This window comes from Vibrio sp. 1CM2L, from assembly GCF_023161695.1.
GTDB classification, from domain to species: Bacteria; Pseudomonadota; Gammaproteobacteria; order Enterobacterales; family Vibrionaceae; genus Vibrio; species Vibrio coralliirubri.
In genome coordinates, this window is sequence record NZ_JALNTT010000001.1 from 838940 (window position 1) to 860208 (window position 21269).

At 45.9% G+C, this 21269-nt stretch carries 14 protein-coding genes; 10 read left to right on the top strand and 4 right to left on the bottom strand.

Features of this window, described 5'->3' with window-relative positions:
• Nucleotides 1-7: 7 nt before the first annotated feature.
• Together putA and MSG34_RS03605 are read right to left on the bottom strand one after the other, a co-directional pair.
• A complete protein-coding gene (putA, locus tag MSG34_RS03600) occupies nucleotides 8-3145 on the bottom strand; it encodes a bifunctional proline dehydrogenase/L-glutamate gamma-semialdehyde dehydrogenase PutA (RefSeq protein WP_248336302.1) in 3138 nt (1045 codons plus the stop codon).
• 181 nt (nucleotides 3146-3326) lie between these two features.
• Entirely contained in the window at nucleotides 3327-4151 is an 825-nt protein-coding gene (locus MSG34_RS03605; protein ID WP_019823315.1) for an AraC family transcriptional regulator, read from the bottom strand.
• 143 nt (nucleotides 4152-4294) lie between these two features.
• On the opposite strand from MSG34_RS03605, the gene MSG34_RS03610 reads away from it, so the two are divergent.
• From MSG34_RS03610 to MSG34_RS03625, 4 genes are all read left to right on the top strand, one after another.
• Nucleotides 4295-4453 (top strand): hypothetical protein, encoded by a 159-nt coding sequence (locus tag MSG34_RS03610; protein WP_248336303.1) that lies wholly within the window; start codon nucleotides 4295-4297, stop codon nucleotides 4451-4453.
• A 205-nt stretch (nucleotides 4454-4658) separates the two neighbouring features.
• Nucleotides 4659-5762, top strand: coding sequence for a PEGA domain-containing protein (locus MSG34_RS03615; protein ID WP_017065149.1), 1104 nt, complete (start codon nucleotides 4659-4661; stop codon nucleotides 5760-5762).
• A gap of 243 nt (nucleotides 5763-6005) precedes the next feature.
• Nucleotides 6006-7835 carry an SUMF1/EgtB/PvdO family nonheme iron enzyme gene (locus MSG34_RS03620; protein WP_248336304.1) on the top strand — a complete coding sequence of 610 codons (1830 nt, stop codon included), beginning with the start codon at nucleotides 6006-6008 and terminating at the stop codon, nucleotides 7833-7835.
• Nucleotides 7836-8263: 428 nt separating this feature from the next.
• The gene (locus tag MSG34_RS03625) at nucleotides 8264-8983 is read left to right on the top strand and encodes a helix-turn-helix transcriptional regulator (protein ID WP_029235686.1); all 720 of its coding nucleotides are present in this window, start codon (nucleotides 8264-8266) and stop codon (nucleotides 8981-8983) included.
• A gap of 102 nt (nucleotides 8984-9085) precedes the next feature.
• Here the strand turns inward: MSG34_RS03625 and pdxH are convergent, their stop codons facing one another.
• Entirely contained in the window at nucleotides 9086-9721 is a 636-nt protein-coding gene (pdxH, locus tag MSG34_RS03630) for a pyridoxamine 5'-phosphate oxidase (RefSeq protein WP_017061203.1), read from the bottom strand.
• Nucleotides 9722-9888: 167 nt separating this feature from the next.
• On the opposite strand from pdxH, the gene MSG34_RS03635 reads away from it, so the two are divergent.
• From MSG34_RS03635 to MSG34_RS03660, 6 genes are all read left to right on the top strand, one after another.
• On the top strand, nucleotides 9889-11811 hold the full coding sequence (locus tag MSG34_RS03635) for an ATP-binding protein (RefSeq protein WP_248336305.1): 1923 nt from the start codon (nucleotides 9889-9891) through the stop codon (nucleotides 11809-11811).
• 84 nt (nucleotides 11812-11895) lie between these two features.
• Nucleotides 11896-13191 (top strand): response regulator, encoded by a 1296-nt coding sequence (locus MSG34_RS03640; RefSeq protein WP_081229179.1) that lies wholly within the window; start codon nucleotides 11896-11898, stop codon nucleotides 13189-13191.
• Nucleotides 13192-13303: 112 nt separating this feature from the next.
• Nucleotides 13304-14695 (top strand): HlyD family type I secretion periplasmic adaptor subunit, encoded by a 1392-nt coding sequence (locus tag MSG34_RS03645; protein WP_248336306.1) that lies wholly within the window; start codon nucleotides 13304-13306, stop codon nucleotides 14693-14695.
• Between the two features lie 59 nt (nucleotides 14696-14754).
• Complete coding sequence (locus tag MSG34_RS03650; RefSeq protein ID WP_019823329.1) at nucleotides 14755-15423, top strand: transglutaminase-like cysteine peptidase; 669 nt, start codon at nucleotides 14755-14757, stop codon at nucleotides 15421-15423.
• Nucleotides 15424-15428: 5 nt separating this feature from the next.
• Nucleotides 15429-17339 carry a LapD/MoxY N-terminal periplasmic domain-containing protein gene (locus tag MSG34_RS03655; protein ID WP_050647601.1) on the top strand — a complete coding sequence of 637 codons (1911 nt, stop codon included), beginning with the start codon at nucleotides 15429-15431 and terminating at the stop codon, nucleotides 17337-17339.
• Between the two features lie 18 nt (nucleotides 17340-17357).
• Nucleotides 17358-19472 (top strand): type I secretion system permease/ATPase, encoded by a 2115-nt coding sequence (locus MSG34_RS03660; RefSeq protein ID WP_248336307.1) that lies wholly within the window; start codon nucleotides 17358-17360, stop codon nucleotides 19470-19472.
• A gap of 122 nt (nucleotides 19473-19594) precedes the next feature.
• Here the strand turns inward: MSG34_RS03660 and MSG34_RS03665 are convergent, their stop codons facing one another.
• Nucleotides 19595-21265: a FapA family protein gene (locus MSG34_RS03665; protein ID WP_248336308.1), complete on the bottom strand. Its 1671-nt coding sequence runs from the start codon at nucleotides 21263-21265 to the stop codon at nucleotides 19595-19597.
• Nucleotides 21266-21269 lie beyond the last annotated feature (4 nt).

The window sequence follows — 21269 nt, forward strand, 5'->3', positions numbered from 1 at the left end:
CTGCTCCTTATGCCTTGTCTTGTGATTGAGAAAAATGAACATCTGTAAAGCGGTATAGGTAGTGAGGACCACCCGCTTTAGGGCCAGTACCCGACAAACCTTGACCGCCGAATGGTTGAACCCCAACAACAGCACCCACTTGGTCACGGTTGATGTAGCAGTTACCCACACGAATGTGTTTCTCGATCCAACGGTAAGTTGTTTCGTTACGGCTGTGGATACCCATAGTTAGGCCAAAACCGGTTTGGTTAATTTGGTCTACTACTTGTGTCAACTCACTCGCTTTGAAGCGAACGATGTGCAGCACAGGGCCAAACTGTTCTTCTTTCAAGCAGCTGATGTCATCGATTTCAAACGCACTTGGTGGAACAAAGTCACCATGTTCACAATCCGTACCTAGAGAAAGTTGAGCCACCTTCTTCTGGGTATTGGTCATGTTTTCTATGTGTGCCAACAACTTCTGCTTCGCGTTTTGGTCGATAACAGGGCCGACATCGGTTTTATGAAGATGTGGAATGCCAACACTCAGCTCATCCATTGCACCGTGAATCAATGCAATCACGCGGTCTGCGATGTCTTCTTGGATGTAAAGCACACGCAGTGCAGAACAACGCTGACCTGCAGAAGCGAATGCAGAACGAATAACATCACGAACTACCTGTTCAGGCAGTGCGGTACTGTCGACGATCATCGCATTCTGACCACCGGTTTCCGCGATAAACGGAACAGGCTTAGCGTTACGACTCGCCAATGACACGTTGATACGTTGTGCTGTTGGTGTTGAACCCGTAAAGGCAACGCCCGCAATCGCATCATGACTGGTTAGCGCACTGCCGATCTCAGCGCCACGACCCGGTAGTAACTGAATCGTGCCAGCAGGGAAACCCGCTTCATTCATCAATTCCACTGCGCGAGCTGCTATTAGGCTGGTTTGCTCGGCAGGCTTAGCCACAACCGTGTTACCCGCAACCAAAGCTGCTGTAATTTGGCCAAGGAAGATAGCTAGAGGGAAGTTCCAAGGGCTAATACAAACGAAAACGCCACGACCTTGTCGAGAAGCAATTCGTGTTTGGCCATCAAAACCTTTTAGTTCGAAACCTTGTAGGTTATCCACTTGTTTTGCGTAGTAACGACAGAAGTCGACGGCTTCACGCACTTCATCAACACTATCGTGAATCGTCTTACCCGCTTCTTGATGACAAATGGCCACCAGCTCAGCTAGGTTGTCTTCCATCAAATCAGCTAACTTATCAAGCGCCGCCGCTTTGGTTTCAACCGAAGTTGCGTTCCAATCAGCGAATGCAGCATCTGCGCCAGTGATCGCTGCGGAAACATGATCAAGGTTAGCAAAAGCCACCTGACCCACATTAATACGACGATCATAAGGTGCAGTCACCTGTTCAACGTTCTGATCAGCCTTGATCATGCTTTCGGCAAGAGATTCACCGTTGATCACAGGGCCAGCAGTCCATTGATTGTTTAAGAAGCCTTTTACTTGCTCTTCAAACTGATGCGCTTCGCTTTCGATATCAATGTTCACACCGTATGAGTTTTTACGCTCAGGGAATACCGCTGGAGGCAGAGGAATCTTAGTGTTGTTCAATGTATCGAACGCCAGAAGCATATCGACTGGGTGTTGAGTCAGTTCTGCCACTGGGCAACGAGCATCAACCAAACGGTGTACAAACGAGCTGTTTGCGCCGTTTTCTAGCAAGCGACGTACTAGGTATGGCAGTAGATCTTTGTGGCTACCAACCGGTGCGTAGATACGTACTGACTGTTGGTAAGCTTCCATCGCATGGTTGTAAAGAGAATCACCCATACCGTGTAAGCGTTGGAATTCAAAGTCTTTATGCTCGGTCATTACTGCAATAGCAGAAACGGTGTGAGCATTGTGGCTCGCAAACTGCGGGAAGATATTGCCGCGAACACTTGGGCTCAATAGGTAACGCGCACAAGCAAGGTAAGCTACGTCTGTCGCTTCTTTACGAGTGTAAACTGGGTAATCAGTGAAACCAGCCTGCTGTGACCATTTAATTTCGCTGTCCCAGTAAGCACCTTTCACCAAGCGAAGCGGGATCAAATCACCCTGCTCTTTCGCTAGGCGGTTTAGCCATACGAGAACCGGTAGTGCACGCTTTGAGTAAGCTTGAATAACCAGACCAAATTTACCCCAACCTTTTACAAGGTCAGTACGGTACAGTTTTTCGAATAATTTAAGAGAAAGCTCTAGGCGATCCGCTTCTTCAGCATCGATCGTAATTGCAACGTCTAGCTCTACTGCACGGCGCAATAGCTGTTCTAGCGTGTCGCAAAGTTCCGTCAGTACGCGGTCTTCATTCGCCACTTCATAGCGTGGGTGAAGCGCAGAAAGCTTGATAGAAACAGACGGTGCTGGGCTAGATTTTGAAGAGACGTATGTGTCTCGACCTACGGCTTCAATCGCCATTAGGTAATCTTTGAAGTATTTATTTGCGTCAGCAGTGGTCAGTGCCGCTTCACCTAGCATGTCGTATGAGTAGGTAAAACCTTTATCACGCATAGACTTACCGTTCTTTTGCGCTTCAGCAATGCTGCGGCCAAGAACGAATTGGTGACCCATCACCTTCATTGCTTGGTGCATCGCTTTACGAATTACCGGCTCAGAAAGCTTGTTCACTAAACGGTTTACCGCTTGACCTGCACTCTGCTCTTTAGATGAAAGCCCAACCACCTTACCCGTTAGCATTAAGCCCCAAGTGGATGCGTTAACAAACACTGAATCAGAATTCTTTAGGTGAGATTTCCAATCCGCAACGCTGAGTTTGTCGCGAATCAATGCATCAGCCGTTGCTGAATCAGGAATACGCATCAAGGCTTCCGCTAGACACATCAGCAAGATGCCCTCTTGAGTATCTAAGCTGTATTCAAGCAACAGTGCATCGATCATCTGGATAGAAGTCTTATCCGCACGGATAGCTTCGATCAATGAGGTCGTTTTCTCTGAAATTTGCTGCTTTTCTGACTCAGAAGGGGTAGCTAGCGGCAGAAGTTGCTCTAGCCATTGGGTTTCATCCACCATATATAATGGTGAGATAAGCGACCATAGATCAGTAAGCGACTGCTCATTGAATTCTGGCTTTAACACATCAGTAGCTGTAAACATGCGTTTTCCTTAATCTCACACCCGGAATTAGCCCGGGATCTCTACAATGGCTGCAGTGTATTTAGAGTATATAAGGATTACTTGTCAAAAACTCCGAGTTTTTTGCTAAAAACTCGCTTTATTAACAAAACAAACACAACGTCACATATGAAACTTTAAAATAATATGCCGTTTTGTTTCACTATTTAACAGAAATTTTCTTTTTGTATTGGGATGGAGACATGCCTTGAAGGCGTGAAAAGGTGTGAGTAAAAGAGGATTGACCGGAGAAACCAGCCAGTTCTGCGACCTGACCAAGGCTAAGGTTACCCTGTTCAATTAAACGGCGAGAACGGTCGATACGCTTACCAAGAACATACTGGTGAGGGGTAATGCCCATTTGCTCTTTGAACAGCATATGGAACTGGCTTTCGCCCAAGAACACGCTGCCCGCAAGCTGAGCGACAGAGATCTTATTCGCGAGGTGTTGCTCGATATAGCGATCCAGTGCTTCAAGATCAAAACGCGAGTCTTTAATTGAGGTTTCAAACGCTGAGATGTGCCTTTGCATTAAGGCGATCACCGTGTCATTGCAAGCACGGCTTAACAATAGATCATCCGGGCTCGCCTGCATTTCTTGCACCAACATATGGATAAGCTTTTGAATTTGCGCGTCTAATTGAAAGTAGACGTTCGATGATTCTAACTGGTTAATCTTCTCTAACATCAGAGGGTCATCATCGGTTGGCACTGGCATGTTGAGCACTAGGATATCCGACTGACCGACCACCCCACCGAAAGCATGATCAGAGCTCGCTGTTACCACACAACCTTGACCCGGCCCGATAAGATTACCCTTACCGCAAACTTCAAATTCTGCCTGACCTTTTAAACCAATCACGACCTGCGAATAATGGTGATCGTGACAATCCATATGCGAAGGCAAAGTAATGATCTCCGCAGGGCGAGGGCCAGTAAGGCCTAGCGGGGACAAGTCTAGGTTTGGAAAGGGTAAAGGTTTTGGCATGACAGCAAAATACTCAGATCGACATAGTAAGAATAATACTCTGAAATCCGCATAAGATGAATTTGTAAATGATCATGAGAGTCATTTCCTCGCCTTAAACAGAAGATCATTACCGCGATCATCTTGATCATGCCTCCGGAAAGATGATCAAGAGTGTACAAACTACGGGCATTGTAAAACCAATCGTTCCGGCGAGTTTAGGGGCTTCACAAGCAATCACACAAGCAATCACACAAGCAATCACACAAGCACGAAAAACCATGTGGTCAATAAATGCTTCTTCACGCCAACATAATGAATAAATTTTCTTATATAGCTCAAATAATTGGCTATAAACCTGTAAAAAGTGTATCCGAAGTACCGAAACTTGGCTTTTGAGTAGATTGGATAGCAATAAAACGGTATAAAGACGGGTACTGTGTTAATTGCTAATAACTAGTGACTCACAACTAGGAAGTAGACACTTTATTAACGAGCCAATTTTCAATCTACAAGTTGCAGGGACCTATGACTAACTTTCGAATTTCAGCGCTTTTACTTGCGCTATCCCCACTTTGGGTATCTGCATCGGTATCCGCTGAAGAACTGAATCAAGTCGATCCCGTTTCAGCTATCGATGCAAAGCTAACAGAGAAAAACTCAGATATTGAGCGTATTTCAGCAACCAAAGTATCGGCGACTGAGAACCTAAAACAACTACAAAACAAAAACAGTAAGTTGTTGCGCGAAGGTGAAGAACTTAAGGCAAAACGTAACAGAGCCAAGTCTGTACTCGACAAACAGTACAGTCGCTTGCTTGAAGATCCAGAAACGGATTTAGTCTCTTTCCAGAAAAGTTACCAAGACGCTTGGGCTGCGGTTAAAGAGAACCAATCGTCTCAACTAGATAACGAACAAGCGATCAACGAGAGCGAAATTCACCTTTCTCAAATCAAGCAAAAGCAAGCTCGCCTGAATAATGAGCTGGCAAACTTGAGAGAGTCAAAAGTTGAAGCTCGCGTAAAACGTATCGCAACAGAACTGCGTGAAAGTGCGGTGCTTGAAACCAGCTATACCACCACATGTTCATCAACAATGACACTGGGTGAGTGTACTGCACAGGGTAAACACCTGACCAATCAAAAAGCCGTGCAAACGTTCAAGAGCCAATTACTTGAGCAGCTCACAGAAAGCACTCTAGCGAAGCAAAACTTACAAGGTGTTCAGCTGAATATCCATGTTCAAGACAGCCAAGCGATCAAGAGCGGCTTCTCTGGAAACAACTCTTACTTCATGCAGATGCAAGCTCAACTTCAAGCAAAACCTGAAGCAGTTGCAGCATGTAACCTATTGAATGTTTCGACTCGCTACTGTTTAACAGGCAGTGACGCCGCAGTCGTTAAGAAAAGTGATAAGCAGTGGGCTAACGTGACGGTACGTTCTGATCAGTACAACGACTCAGTAACCATCAACGGCATTAAGTATGGCAGCACCCCTCTTGAGGTTGCGCTACCAAGTGGTCGTCACCAAGTAACCATTTCAAAACAAGGTTACGAGTCTTACAACCGCACAGTTACCATCAACGGCAGCGACACGATTTGGGTTAAGCTTCTTCCTAGCAAAGAAAGCTAAACACCCTTTCTAAATAGAGCTGAGCCGATACAAAGCGCTTAGCTCTATATCAGATAGCCGTGCCTATTTCACAAAGCTGAATGAACACTCGCCATTTTGTTGATAGTTATAAACTGTATGATCGTTACAAATTTGTATGGTCGTTATAACCTTGTTTTATCGTTATAAACAGTAGCTGCAGACGAAATGGCGTTCTCGTTTAGAATATTCGATTAACCTAAATTACGATTGAAGTAGCCCATCATGCGCCAAGGTCTTCCTACTCTATTATTTGCACTTGCTCCCTGCTTAATGACGCCAGCTGTTTTTGCTGAGGCAACACCACCAGCGATCGCGTCCTCTGTCACCGACATTGAAAGCTCACTTTTCGAAAAGCATGCCGACTTAACGGCTGTTGAGAAGAAATTGGCTGACAAACAAAATGAAGTCGACAATCAGGCGCAGCAAACGGCACGTCTAGCTGAGTTATCAGCTCAAGCAGAGCATACACTCGCAAAGGCAAAAGCCAGCCTAGAGCAAGATTACACGCGCATGATTGATGAGCCCGATTTCGATATCTCGCTTGCTCAAAAACGCTTCCAAGACGCTTGGAAAACCGTAAAAGAAGGCAAACTTGCGATTTCAGACTCAGAGCAAAAGCAGCAAGGCTTGATGATAGAGCTTGAGGCTATCCAAGCCGAGAAAGCCGCGGCAGAAGCTTCAATCGCAAACCTGAACCAAGACAAGCTAAGAGCAAGAGCAGAGCGACTAAGAAACGAGATCACTCAGACGGAAGAGCAAACAGTTAGCTTTACCAACCGTTGCAGCAGCGATATGACACTGGCGCAGTGTTCAGACCAAACGGTGACATTGGCACTTCAAAAAGCGGTAAAACAGTTCCAGCATAGCCTAGTGGACAACGCGACTGAATCGAAAACAGTGAAAGAGCACCTTGCGTCTGCTTCGCTGAACATTCACGTTCTGCAACACAAAGTGAAATCCTCTGGCTTCTCTGAAGATAACCGTTACCGAGCGGTGATTGCGGCGAACCTAGAAACTCGTCCAGATAAGAACACCCCTTGTCGTCTACTTGGTATTCAGTCATCAAACTGTTTCACGCAAAGCGAGCAACAAGCCAACGACCAGCAAAAAGAAGTTGCTTGGGTTAACTTGGTGGTTCGTTCAAACCAATACAACGACAATGTCTCTATCAACGGCGTGAACTATGGCAGTACACCGGTTGAGGTGATGTTACCGACGGGCCAACACATGGTCACGATCGAAAAAGAAGGCTACCTTTCTTTCCACCAAGAGTTGAAGATAGCCCGCGATCACAACCTACGAGCCGTATTACAAGCCAAGCAAAATTCATTGAATGTCGGTACTAAGTTTGCCGATCCGATGGGTAACGACATTCAGAGCCCTGAAATGATTGTTGTCGGCTCGGGTCGCTACCTACTGGGAGAAAACAACGCACAACAAGTGACCATCAAACAGCCGTTTGCATTGGCAGCAACACCAACCCGTGTTCAAGACTTCAAAGCATTCGTAAAAAGTACAGGCTATCAGACAGACGCTGAGCTGATGAACACCTGCGATACGTTCGTCAATGCAGAGATCACAACCGTTTCAGACAAAGACTGGCAGAACCCAGGCTTTAAGCAAGCTGATAACTCACCAGTAGTTTGTGTTAGCCAAAACGATGCCAAAGCGTATACACGTTGGTTATCTAAAAACACCGGCTTCACTTACCGCTTGCCAACACCACAAGAGTGGGAAGCTGCAGCAAGAGCTGGCCAAGACACCAACTTCTGGTGGGGCAATGAATTCCGTTCAGGCAAAGCCAACACAGGTTGGGCGGGTACACCTTGGTCAAACGTTAGTACATCTCCAGTTAAGTCATTCCTACCAACGCCAACAGGCTTCTACGACATGGTGGGTAATGTATGGGAATGGACAACCGTTCAGAGAGGCCTAGCGAAGGGTGGCGCGTGGAGCTTCTCTCCTGAAGAGGCAAAGGTGTTTAACGAACTGTACGTACCGCCTTCAACGGCAGCGAACTATCTAGGATTCCGAGTAGTACGAGAACTGTAGGCTCCCAATCACAGGCTCAGAATCCCAAATATTTACTCTAGGTTCTCAATTATCACATTGAGCAGCATTTATAGGGGAATTCCCCCCTTATGCATAAGCATTCCTAGGAGTAGATTCGTCGATAGAGTAGTAAGTCACTCTGGGTATCAAATTGATGCCTCAGTTTAATTTACCTGACCCTCGTAAATTAGACTGAAAATCTTCTACATGTCGACAAGGCATATCTTGTCTTTAGCCAGCCCCTCTTCAGGCTGGCTTTTTTTTTGCCTGATTATCACCCTTTATGCCCATCGATTCTCCGTGATTGACACAGTTAATCAGCAGTCCGTTTAACTGTCAGTCACCCCTTATTTTTCGTACTCTAATTGCCATTGCAGCGCTATAAGAAACTGATATCATTGCCATAACTCAGCTTACGAGATAAAACCTTGCCAGATCCACTCAACTCCATACATCGTTCTTTATTCGAACAACTTCCAGGCTGCTGGGGCTGCAAAGATACTGACTCGGTCTTCGTGTACGCCAACCTTGCTTACAACCAATTGATTGGCTTAAAACCCAATGAAACTTGTACTGGCTTGACCGACTTCGACATGCCCAGTCAAACCACTGAGTGCGCACAAGATTTCAGAGCTCAAGACAAACATGTGATGGATACACGCAGCACCCTTAAGATCCTCGATATTCACCCCTATCCAGACGGACGCTGGCACGCCCATATCTTTACCAAAACCCCTTGGCTTGATGACGACGACAACGTCCAAGGCACCATCTTCTATGGCCAAGAGCTTACCGATACCGCGATCTTAGAGGTTGGTCATTGGGTTTGTCAGGCCACAGGGACAAAAGGCGATCAGGCATCGCTTGCAGGGTCAGAGCCGCGCGTGTCTAAGCTGCAAAAGCGGCTGACTTCGAGAGAATCAGAGGTACTGTTCTTACTGCTTTTCGGCAAGAAACCACAGTACATCGCGTCGACGTTAAACATTTCAATCAAAACGGTCGAAGGTCATGTCGCCAGATTGAAACAGAAGTTTGATGCACGCAGTAAAAGCCAATTGATTGAGTATGCATTGGATTCAGGATTGGGCTCAGTGATCCCAGAAACTCTGCTCAAAAAACAGATCTCTGTTGTTCTTCACAGTGACTGATTGACTGTTCAACTGAAAATGCAGACAAAAAAATGCCGTTGATTTGATAAGTCTAATCAACGGCATTTTTGGATCTGTTAAGCAGCTAAGCGATCAAGCAGCCTAAGGCGCTAGGCGATCAATATCCCAACTGTTGTCTTGGCGAGAGAACAAGAAACGGTCGTGCAAGCGGTGTTCTCCACCCTGCCAAAACTCGATGCTATCTACACGTACACGGAAACCACCCCAGAAAGAAGGCACAGGAATCTCGCCTTTGGCAAACTTCTGTTTAAGCTCTAGATACTTACCTTCTAAAATCCCACGTGCTGAGATGCGGCTACTCTGCTTACTTGCAATCGCGGCCAATTGGCTCTCTTTTGGACGTGACGAGAAGTACTTCATATTTTCCATAGCCGTCAGCTTTTCAGCCGTGCCCGTAATATGAACTTGTCGCTCAAGTGGATGCCAAGGGAAGTGCAAACTGATTTTGCTGTTGTGCTCAAGCTGGTGCGCTTTACGGCTACCTAAGTTGGTGTAAAAAACGAACCCGTCTTTATCAACATTCTTCAGCAGAACAATGCGTTGGAATGGCTGACCATTTTCATCAACCGTAGCAACTGTCATGGCAGTAGGGTCCGTCAACTTCGCTTCAATGGCTTGCTCTAGCCATAAATTGAATTGCTCAATCGGGTCTGCGGCCAAGTCTTTACGTCTCAATCCACCCTTAGCGTATTCGCGACGAATATCTGTCAGTTCCATTTGGTTGCTCCTTTTAATTTTTTTGTGATTTTGCGCCGTAATCCTTTGAAACACAAGTCTAAGCCATGGTTTTGTCTCACAGAAGGTGCTCTGTGTTAACAAGATCTCGGTACTCTCTCCATCATATTGATAATCTTTATACAAACCGATGACAAGTTGAAATCCGAGTGACCAAAATACTGCCTAACCTAATGACACCCTTTGTTTTATTCTCATTGTTATTGGGAGCTGCAGGGCTGACTGCAACCCACTTTATGGCAGTGCAATTCCAAGAAAAAATCGTCACTCAGCAACTCGATGAAGCGGCGAATAAAGCCAATCTACAAATCGATTCTGAATTGGATAAATTCAAACAGATCCCGGATTTGCTCAGCCATGACCCGCGCTTGCTCTCTTATTTTGACTCATCACAACGAGCAGACAAGATTTCCGCTGCGCAGCTCAATCAATTGCTGTTTGAATGGTCGAATCAAAGCCAGGCCGACACCATCTATATTCACGACCCGAGCGGTACTGTGGTCGCTTCCAGTAATTACCAAAAGCCTCGTACCTTTGTAGGTGAGAACTTCTCGTTTCGTCCCTACTTTGCTTCTGCCATTCAAGGTAACAACACACAATATGTCGCGCTAGGCGCTCGCTCGAACGTACGCGGTTATTTTCTGTCTTCACCGCTGTATGTTGAGAATGACATTGTGGGGGTTATCACCGTAAAAGTGAGTTTAGAAAACCTCGAAAACATCCTGACCAGCGACGACTTTGAGATCGTAGTACTCGACTCGAACCAAGTGGTCTTTCTATCAAGCCAAGCTCCATGGCTTTATCATTCACTGTTGCCATTAACGCAGCAACAACAAACGGATATCGCACTTCAACGCCAATACGGTCAAAGCGAAATTTCGATCATCGAAGCCTTTCGTTCTTCAAGATCTCAGTCAGAAGCTAGCAACGCCAATCAATCTAGCAACCTTCAATCCAATGAAATCCGAAAAGAGCTCACCGCCAACCAGTTATTCAAGCTTGGTGCTTTTAATCTTTACCCCGCTACCATCAGCAACAACCAGTACCAAGTCGTCGCCCTAAAAGAGACCAGAGCTGAACTTATTAAAATCTTGCAGATCGATGTCATCTTCGTGGTGATTTACAGCTTGGTGATGCTCATCGCTTGGTCGTGGCGCCAGACTTATCTCGCGAAAGTGGCGTTGACCCAACTCAACCAAAACCTAGAACAAACCGTAGATAAACGTACCCACTACTTGAAGCAAGCCAATCAACAGCTACAACAAACCCTTTTTCAATACCAAGAGTCGCAATCCAAGTTGAAGCAGACAGAACAAGAGCTGACACAAACCGCGAAATTAGCGGTACTCGGCGAACTGTCAGCCAGCATTAACCACGAAATCAACCAACCACTAGCAGCACTGCGAACCTACAGTGAAAACAGCTTAAAACTGCTTGAAATGGAACGAACCGATTTAGTGAAAAGCAATCTTGAGAAAATGATTGGCCTCAACAACACCATTACCGACATCATCGCGCGACTCAAAGTCTTTACTCGCAAGGTCACCAAACAAGAACATCATGTGGCGAACCTGCATCAAGCGGTCAATAACGCCACTAGCATTCTCAGTGCGCTGATGATCAAGCAAGGCATTACGCTAAGGCTAAGCACGGTGCCAGATGACATCAATATTGCGATTCATCCAACCGAACTCGAACAAGTACTGGTGAACCTGATTCACAACGCGACTCAAGCGCTGCAACAACAAGTTCTTGAACAGAAAATCTTGCAGGAGCAACAAAACCTGGAAAGCGTTGACCAACAGGCTAGCCCACAGATAGGTATCGAATGGCAACTGCATCATGACTCTTGTCAGCTGATCATTTGGGATAACGGAATTGGCATGCCGAACGATAAGCTAGAACAGCTGTTCGACCCGTTTTTTACCACCAAACCGGAAGGCTTAGGGCTAGGGCTTTCAATATCGAAACGGATTATTGAAGCGTATCACGGCACGATCAGCGCGAACCGGTTAGAGCCTTCAGGCATGGTATTCTCGCTAAACATCCCGTTATATAACGATAAGGGCTAACACGCCGTTGTTATCGCTGATTAGAAAACGAATCTCACATACTGCTAATCTCACCTACAGCTAAGGACTCGACTTTTGCACTCTATGCCTAAACTCTATTTTGTCGACGATGAACCCGCCATTCGAGACTCCGTAGAACAAGCCATGCTCATTGAAGGCATCGATATCGTCTGCTTTCCCAATGCTATTGAGGCATTAAAGAAAATAGATACCACGCAAGCCGGAATTGTCATCACCGATATTCACATGCCGGTAATGGATGGCATTCAATTAACGCAAAAGTTGCTGAGCCAAAATCCTCATTTTCAGGTCATCGTACTTACCGGACATGGTGACGTGCAAACCGCGGTATCAGCGATGAAAGCCGGCGCTTACGATTTTCTGGAAAAGCCATTTGTGGTCGATGCCCTACTCACTGCCGTTAAAAAAGCGGCAGATAAACTCGCACTGGTTGAAGAGAACAACCTATTGCGTAAAGAGTTGGCAATGCAAAATCAGGTTGGCCCAAAACTGATTGGTCAATCTCCATCGATGCAGGCATTACGCAGAGAGTTGATCACCCTAGATACCAAAACCAACCCACTTCTATTGTTTGTTGGTGATTTAGGGACGGGGAAAAGGGTCACAGCACAATACACTCATGATTTACACAGTCATCAAACTGCGGAGCTTTGCCCTGTTGCTGCGTTTAATTTGCCACGCAATGACGAAGCGACATTCCATCAGTTTGTTTTGCAACTGTTCTTGAAGCATCAAGGTGGAACACTCTATATCCATGAGACAAAAGCATTAACTCAGGATCAATGGCTGTGGTTAGCGAATCTAAAACCCACTCTACTTCGTGAAAACTCATGCAAGACCAATGCAACTTGTATCATTATCGCAACTACAGTAGTTCCTACTACAATTACAGGTGAACTGCGCCGATTTAATTTACTAACCTTGGCGCAAAGAACGGAAGATATTGGCTCTTTGTTCAAACACTTTGCTCGTGGTGCAGCCAGTCGCTATCAGCTGCCACCCCCCGTCATTACAGAAAAAGAGATTCAACGACTCATTGCAACGCATTGGACGGAGAACATTCGCCAGCTTCGCCAACATGCTGAACTCAGAGTGCTGACTCAAATTAAGCAGCCGTCGCTCGACAGCGATACTAATGAGCCAAATGACGACAATGAACTCGATATGAGCATTGAAGAGCAACAACAGTCGTTAAACCAACGCACCGATAGCTTTGAACAAATTATCTTGATTGAGGCGCTACATCGTCATCAAGGTCGTTTAAAAGAAGTACAACAAGAGCTGCAGGTGTCGCGAAAAACACTGTATGACAAACTAAGAAAGCACCAACTCGATAAAACAGATTTCAAGAACCGATAAGTCTTAAAAAATATATAAATTCAAAGATTTAAAGGAGCAAAATCTTAACATTTATCAAAAGTAAGAATACACTCAATAGGCTTGCACTTTTATTTAGCGAACAAGGACTGTTATGAGTCAGAAAAATTTCAGCAAATTGAACGAGACCGAGCTTGAGTATGTCGATGATAAAACAGCGGCACTGCTCCTCAATACGCCCACCAGTGCGCGTATTATGTTGTGGGTGATCGTTCTGTTTTTTATTGCTGCTATTGGGTGGTCTGCCTGGGCAGAGATCGACAAAGTTACCGTTGGCCAAGGCAAAGTCATCCCTTCCTCTCAGCTCCAAGTGGTGCAAAACCTTGAGGGTGGTTTGGTTAAAGAGATCTTAGTTAGAGAAGGCCAACAAGTTCAAAAAGGTCAACAACTACTATTGATCGATGACACTCGCTTCCGCTCAGACTTCCGCGAACGTGAACAACAAGTTGCCAATTTAACCGCCAACGTATTGATGCTTTCAGCCTCATTAACCAGTGTTGTCATCAACGAAGAGTTCTCTGAAAAAGAATGGAAGAAAAGTGTCACTCTCGATTATGGCAAGCTTGCGTTCCCACCTAAATTCTATGAACTTCAACCTCAACTGGTTAATCGTCAAAAAGCAGAATATCGTCAAGATCTCAATAATCTGAGAAACCAGCTTTCCGTTTTTGATCAACAAGTTGAACAGAAACAACAAGACCTTGTCGAAATTAAAGCGCGTGTCGATAACTTAAGACAGAGTTACCGATTTGCCCGCCAAGAACTGGATATCACCAAACCTCTCGCCGATGAAGGGGTAGTACCACGAATTGAATTACTTAAACTGCAAAGACAAGTGAACGACACTCGCCGAGAAATGACTTCAAGCGAGCTAAAAATCCCTCTGCTACGCTCAGCAATCAAAGAGTCCATGCTCAGCCGTATTGATGCCGCACTGAACTTCCGCTCCGAACAACAAGAAAAACTCAATCAAGCCCAAGACAAGCTATCTGCAATGACTGAATCGGCCGTTGGCCTTGAGGACAGAGTAAACCGTACCGTGGTGGTTTCTCCGGTAACTGGCACCGTTAAAACTCTTGGTATTAATACTGTCGGCGGGGTTATCCAACCGGGTATGGACATCGTTGAGATTGTACCGACAGAAGACTCTCTATTGGTTGAAGCGAAGATCGCCCCGCAAGATATCGCTTTCCTACGCCCAGAATTGACTGCCATCGTTAAATTTAGTGCCTATGACTTCACTAAATACGGTGGTCTAGAAGGCGTGTTAGAGCACATCAGCGCCGATACCACTCAAGATGAAGAAGGCAACAGCTTCTACATCGTGCGTGTACGCACCGAAAAACACAATTTTGGTAAAAACGAAGAACTACCAATTATTCCGGGAATGACGGCCTCTGTCGACATCATCACGGGTAAAAGAACCGTGCTTGAGTACATGTTGAAGCCACTATTAAGCGCTCAAAACAATGCACTAAAAGAGTAAGGACGTTTGATGTTTAACAACGCCTTTCAACACACAGTAAATAGACAAGAGCAGAGGCTATGAAGTCTCGGATTTCGCTCTTGCTGCTGGTCCTCACCTCTTTTACCTCTGTGGCGCTCAACAAGAGCGACCAACGGTGGATAGATGCGGTGACCAAAACCTACGGCGATAGAGCCGGAAAGCGAGTGGCAACGTGGCGCTCAAATATGACGTCATACGACGGATTAAGTGAAAAAGAGAAGCTCAGATCGGTGAACCAGTTCTTCAACCAGATGTACTTTGTCGATGACAACATACTGTGGGGAAAGAATGACTACTGGGCAACACCACTGGAATTTTTAGGCAGCAACGCCGGTGATTGTGAAGACTTCACTATCGCAAAATACTTCTCTTTGCTTGAACTAGGCGTCCCAGATAAAAAATTACGATTAGTGTACGTAAAAGCACTGGAGCTAAACCAGTTCCACATGGTGTTGGCGTACTACTCAACACCGAGTGCAGAGCCACTAATTTTGGACAACTTAAACCCTGAAATTAAACGCGGTTCCAAACGCCCAGATCTACGACCAATTTACAGTTTCAACGGTAAAAACCTTTGGTTGATCAAGTCGGCAGCAGGCAGCGGCAAGTTAGCAGGGAAATCTTCAAGATTGAGCTTATGGAACGACTTACGTTCACGTGAGCGCTCTCTAAAATTAAACAAACCCATTATCAATTACGATGAGTAGGTACAATGACTTTATATAAACAGCTTGTGGTCGGGATGGTTGCAGTGTTCATACTGCTGATGACGTCAGTTTTTATGATCGAATTCAATACCACCCGTGGATACTTAGAGGAGCAGCAACGCTCTGAGGTAAGTAATACCATTAATACTGTTGGACTGGCTCTCGCCCCTTACTTAGAAGAAAAGGACAAGGTGGCAGTGGAGTCTGTTATCAACGCCCTGTTTGATGGCAGTTCTTATTCCGTCGTTCGATTAATCTTTCTCGACAGCGGTGAAGACATTCTCCGCTCATACCCTGTAAAGCCAACCGGCGTACCGGAGTGGTTTACCAACCTAAACCTGTTCGAGCCTGTTCATGACCGCCGCGTGATCACCAGTGGCTGGATGCAATTGGCCGAAGTCGAGATCGTAAGTCATCCTGGCCCTGCCTATGATCAACTTTGGCAAGCATTCATCCGCTTACTGAGCATATTTGGCACGATCTTCTTGCTCGGTTTGGTATCTATTTCTTGGATCCTTAAGCGCGCTTTACGCCCGCTCTCGTTGATCATTACGAAGATGGATCAGATCGCTAAGAATCAGTTTGGCGAACCTCTGGCTCGTCCAAAGACAAAAGATCTAACCTTGGTTGTCGATGGTATCAACCACATGTCGACTCAAGTTGAACTGGCATTTAAAAACCAAGCGAAAGAAGCTCAGAAGTTACGTGAAAGAGCGTATATCGACCCTGTATCTCAGCTAGGTAACCGTGCTTACTACATGTCTCAGTTAACACAATGGTTAGAAGAGTCGAGCTTAGGTGGTTTAGCGGTGCTTAAAGCGGAATTTATTAGTGAAGAGTACGATGAAAAGGGCTATCAAGAAGGTGATGCCCTGGTTCATCAACTGGCTGAACAGCTACAAGCTTCAATCTCATCACCAGATATCACCATCGCTCGTATTTCTAGTGACGAGTTCGGTTTCATCATGCCAAACATTGATGAGAGCGAACTGAAACTTGTCGCGAGCAGCATCGTAAACTGTATTCAGAGCCTAGGTTCAGACCCAACAGGCACTGCGAACCCACACATTGCTCTTGGTGTGACATACAGCAACACGCGTAAAACCAGTACTGAAATCATGTCGCTGGTGGATAACGCACTTTCAAGTGCCAAGGCGAACCGAGAGCTGTCTTACGGCTACGTAACCGCAGACGATCACGGCGCTGTGATGGGCAAACAACAATGGCGCATGTTGGTTGAAGAAGCGATCATCAACGACCTCATTACCTTCCGTCTGCAGGCTGCAAACAATGCCTTTGGTAAAACGTATCACCAAGAAGTGTTCTCTGCGATTGAAAAAGATGGCGTGCGTTACGGTGCAAACCAGTATCTATACGCCCTAGAACAGCTTGAAATGAGCCACATTCTCGACCAATACGTTATCGAGAAGATGATTGAAAAGCTTAATGCAAAAGAAGTAACCAGCCCTGTCGCTATTAATATTTCACCAAGCAGTATTTCTCAACCAAGCTTCATCCGTTGGATCGGTAAGACGCTTGAACAGAATGCTTCAATCGCTCACCTGTTGCACTTTGAGATTCCAGAAAACTGCTTCATCAACGTTCCGCACTACACGGCACTCTTGTGTAACACCATTCGCAACGCTGAAGCGGTGTTTGGTGTCGATAACTACGGACGTAACTTCCAATCACTGGATTACATCAACGAATACCGTCCAAGCTATGTGAAGCTAGATTACCTGTTCACACATAATCTTGATGACGAAAAACAGAAGTTCACCTTAACGTCGATCTCTAGAACCGCTCACAACCTAGGCGTCACCACCATCGCGTCACGAATAGAAACTCAGACTCAGCTAGATATCCTGTCTGATAACTACGTAGAAGTGTTCCAAGGCTTCATTGTTGATAAATAGTTGTAAGGGTTATATCACATGCAAGATCCACTATTGAACTCACTGATCTACGTTAGCCGGTATTACGGGTTAGCTAACTCGCCCGAAGCGTTGATCAATGGGCTACCACTATCCGATGGAAAGCTAACCCCTTTCCTATTCCCTCGTTCTGCTGAACGAGCAGGATTAGTGGCGAAAGAAAACCGTTCCGACTTAGAAAAGATCCCTCACCTGATTCTGCCTGCGGTTTTACTGCTTAAACAAGGTGAGGCGTGCGTTCTCAACAGTATCGATTTAGAGAAGCAAGAAGCGGAAATCATTACAGCGGAAAGCGGAATGGTGCCAATCATCATTCCTGTCGAAGAGCTGAAAGAACAATTCATCGGTCGCTACTTCTTGGTCAAGAAACAGTTCCGTTATGATGAACGTTCACCAGAGGTTCTAAAAACACGCAAAGGGCATTGGTTTTGGAGTACGATTTGGGAATCTAAAAACATCTACCGAGATGTGTTGATTGCCTCCATTCTGATCAACATCTTCGCGATTGCCGCGCCCATGTTCACACGTTTGGTGTACGACAAGGTAGTACCGAACCTCGCCTTTGAAACTTTATGGGTGCTAGCGAGTGGTATCTTTGTCGTGTTCCTATTCGATTTGCTGCTCAAATTGATGAGAAGCTACTTCATTGATGTTGCTGGTAAGAAATCCGATATTCTCATTTCCTCCAAGCTGTTCAGTAAAGTACTGGGGATTCGTATGGAAGCGAAGCCAGCTTCTGTCGGTGCTTTCGCTAAAAACCTGCAAGAATTTGAATCAATCCGAGAATTCTTTACCTCTGCAACCATTGGCTCGCTCATCGACCTCCCCTTTGCACTGATGTTCTTAGCACTCATTTGGTTAATGGCTGGAAACCTTGTATTCGTTCCCGTTGCTGGCGTGGTCATTTTGATCGTCTATGCATTGCTAATCCAAGGCCCACTGCGCCGTACCATTGAAGAAGGCTCTCGTCTTGCTTCGCAGAAGTACGCGAACTTAATCGAGAGTTTGGCAGGGTTAGAGACGGTTAAGCTGTTCAGTGCGCAAAGCCAATTCCAATTCCGTTGGGAAGAAGCGGTTGCTCACATGGCGAATTGGAATATCAAAAGCCGACGCATCACTGACAGCATCCAAAACACCGCCGGCTTTGTTCAGCAAAGTACTAACGTTGGTATGATCATTTTAGGCGTGTACCTAATAGCGGAAGGTGAACTTACGATGGGTGGCTTGATCGCCGCGACCATGTTGAGCGGCCGAGCGATTGGTCCTCTTGTTCAGTTGTCTTTGCTTTCGACTCGTTACAACCAAGCGAAGTCATCAATGACTCTGATTGAGCAAGTAATGTCGATGCCAGATGAACAAGAAGAAGGTAAACGTTATATCCACCGTCCGATTATTCAGGGTCATATCGCGCTAGATAAAGTGACGTTCCACTACCCTGATTCACCAGTGGCTTCTATCAGAGACTTAACCCTCAATATTAGCCCTGGTGAGAAAGTAGCAATCATTGGTCGTATTGGTTCAGGTAAAACCACACTAGAACGTCTGATTATGGGCCTCTACAAGCCTACAGAAGGCCATGTACGCATTGATGACACGGATATGGAGCAACTGCATCATGTCGACGTACGACGCAATATAGGTTGTGTGCCGCAAGACAGTAACTTGTTCTACGGTTCAGTAAGAGACAACATCACCTTAGGCCGCCCTTTGGTGGATGACCGTGACGTGATGGATGCGGCAAACCGTGCAGGCGTAACTGCGTTTACTCAGCAAGATCCTGCAGGTTTAGAACGCCAAGTGGGTGAAGGTGGTGCTTTGCTGTCTGGTGGTCAACGTCAGTCGATTGCCATTGCTAGAGCCTTTCTAGGACGCCCGCCAGTGTTGTTGATGGATGAGCCGACTAGTGCGATGGATAATCGCTCAGAGATGCACATCAAACATCAGCTCAACCAGTTATTGCCAAGCGAGACGTTGATTCTGATTACACACAAAACGTCGATGTTGGACATTGTCGATCGAGTGATCGTAATGGAGAAAGGCTGCATCATTGCAGATGGTCCAAAAGCACAGGTTCTTTCAGACCTTAAACAAGGCCGAGTGAGAGCTGTTAGCTAGAGAGCTCAAGCCACCTAAATAAATCATTATCAGTAGAAACCAAAAGGGGAGCATCAGCTCCCCTTTTTCTATTTGTCAGTATCGTCACCTCAGCCATACATCACTTATGTTCAACACAAAATCTACAAAGCAATATCCTCTTGCTCCATCTTAAACGAACATTGGATCTCGTACTGGTTGAATGAGAAAACACTTCCGCCGTGGGTTCGCTTGGTTGTGACTGTCTCATCACCAAATTGAATCGTCACTCGGGTATACACTTTTTCGTGTACCTCTACCGTACATTCAGCAAGGTTGGTTTCAAACTCCGCTTCGAGTGTATCTAACTGCGACTTTGTGTTTTCAATTGCGAGGTTGTTCTTCTCTCGTTGCTGCTCAATTTCTAGAGCTTGCTCTTCGCTTCTCTCTGCTTTCGGGCGCTTCTTAAATTCTAACTCTTGGCGAATCACACCCATGGTTTGCTCTTGAGTGTGTTTATAAGTTTCCTTCAGCTCGGCTATCTTTTGGCGGTAGCCATCGTAGCGCGCAAAACCATGTACCTTGGTTGCGGTATCTCCCTCAACGCCTAAGAAGACACATTCTACTTTCCCGCCGACTTTGGCTTCACCACCGCTGAGCGTGCCATGCTTTTTAAAACTGTCCATCACGATAAGGTTGTTACCACAGCGAATGTCATTACTCATACTGTGCACACCAAGTCGAAGGTCGTTGGCCGTTTGTAGCTCGGCATTCTGTGCGTAGCTTGCTGTGATAGAGCCTTTACTGAATACCTTACAACTTTTTGGCGCACCCTCTTTGGTCGTGTGGCCGATAATCCCTTTCGCGACTTTGATATCCCCCTGGGCTTGCACTTCGGCCGATTCGATAAAGCCACCAACCGTAACACTTCCGGTCGCCTTGACGATCATCCCCGGCTCGATGTTGCCAGAGACAAAGACATTACCTTTAAATTTAACGTGCCCAGTTGAGACATCGACGTTGCTGACACATAACGCGTCATCCACTTCGATGGTTCGATCTTTAATGATGGGCAATCCAGGGTGTGAGGCGAGTAGTAAATTGGGATCTTCAGGGGAGATGTAGGTGCCCTTTCCAGGCTTGATTAAACTGTCTTGTCCAGGAAGCGGTGGGATAATTCGGCCTTGAACGGTAAAGCCAGCGACACCTTTGGTAGCGGGGGTACGTTTCATTAAGTGATCATTTTGACCAACGGTAATGGTTTGTCCCAAGTCTCGCATATCAATCTTGCCTTCGTCTTTACTGCGAGGCTTCAAGACTTGACGAGTAATATCTTCAACCAAAGCGGCAAACTTAGCGTCTTTACCTTTTACTGGTTGTGTCCCTTTAGCGACGGGCTGAGTAAACTTTTCGCCAGGCTTAAGTTTGCTACTCATCATCAGAACTTTTCTGAGCGCTAACTTATTTATTCCTTTTGTTATTTGAGCTTGAGATAAACACTGAATGATGTCGCTACCACGCAGTGGGTGTCCATTGTAGGGACCAGTGACGACAAGACTCGCCAACATCTCATCATCAGACAGTTCGACCGCAACAGTGGCATTTCGGACTTCGGCAATCAAGACTCCTTCATAAGCTTCGCCCTTACCTTCTTTAGCAAGAGTAACGAAACGCAAGACCTCTTCTTCGAAAAGAAAATAGTTTGATGCATTCAAAGCTTCCAAGGTTGGTGGCAGCGTCTTGTTATCAAAGCTTGCGTCAACCACAGTCCCGGTTGGCAGACATGCCATTACTTGTTGCTTGTCTTCCGACAATGTAACGATGTTATCCCACATTCGA